This window comes from Bartonella sp. OC16QHHD (assembly GCF_042194035.1).
GTDB lineage: Bacteria > Pseudomonadota > Alphaproteobacteria > Rhizobiales > Rhizobiaceae > Bartonella.
Window position 1 is genome coordinate 1 of record NZ_JBHIMJ010000091.1, and the last position, 1,070, is coordinate 1,070.

Consider the following 1,070-nt stretch of genomic DNA (forward strand, 5'->3'; position numbering starts at 1 on the left):
TCATCATTCATGCTTTTTGCTGACTTGGTGGTTATGGCGGAGTGAACGCACCCGATCCCATCCCGAACTCGGCCGTGAAACGCTCCAGCGCTGATGGTACTTTGCCTTAAGGCACGGGAGAGTAAGTCGCCGCCAGGTCTGCTAAAGGCATGATAGATAACAATTCAAAATAAAAATATAACGATAAATATCAATACTCAATACTGAGAGTAGACAATAAAAAAATCTTGTCTTAAAATATATGACGCGGGGTGGAGCAGCCCGGTAGCTCGTCAGGCTCATAACCTGAAGGCCGCAGGTTCAAATCCTGCCCCCGCAACCAATATTCAAAGACTAATACTCCCATAAAGATTACATGGCCTCTTAACATGACAAGACGCCCATGATATCCCGTGAAAATATAAAAATGCACGTCATGAAAAATGTTATAGAATAAATCTTTATTCAAACTTCTCCCTATACTAGGAAAAGTCAGTAATTTACCTACATAAGTTCCCCTTTCTGCTACACTTTTCTCATAGAAGCTCTATCAAAACAGTAAAAAAACTAGTTGCCCGTAAACGCACAAAGACCTAGGAGCAGCTTTAGGGCTGGATCGGATCTCTGATCCGACCCGTAAAAGAATGCAATAGGACTAATAAGAGGCATGCCACTAATGAAGCAGTGGCAGGCAGAGGCAGGTAGAGAATGCTTTCTTCTTTCTAAAACGATAAATCTAAAAGCTCTTCTTAGTACTGCAAAACAAAAAATATCATCAATCTCTAAAAATAAAAGCAGGAAAAAACAGGTGTAGCGTCTAAACGCATCGGAATGCAATGCTAATCACTCGAAACTCTTCTCGCGTACAAAACCCAAATAAAAACTCAAGAGGCGTGCTACTAATCATCATGCACCTTCGGAAGCAAGGGGGGAGGTAAAAGCCATTAAGGTACGTAAGTCCACACACTTAAAGAGCGCTCAAGGATTAAATCTAAACTCAGATTTTCTTGGCTCTTATGTCATCTCTTCTTTTGTCTTATGTGTAGCCTGTATAGCCAAATCCTCAAAACAATCCGCTAACTTTTTGTAAC

1 tRNA gene and 1 rRNA gene are annotated in these 1,070 nt (G+C 41.0%); both read left to right on the forward strand.

What is annotated here, in order from left to right:
* The first annotated feature begins 23 nt into the window (after positions 1-23).
* Positions 24-138: ribosomal RNA gene (gene rrf, locus ACFIK1_RS09340) — 5S ribosomal RNA — on the forward strand.
* 107 nt (positions 139-245) lie between these two features.
* A tRNA-Met gene (locus tag ACFIK1_RS09345) sits at positions 246-322 on the forward strand.
* Positions 323-1,070 lie beyond the last annotated feature (748 nt).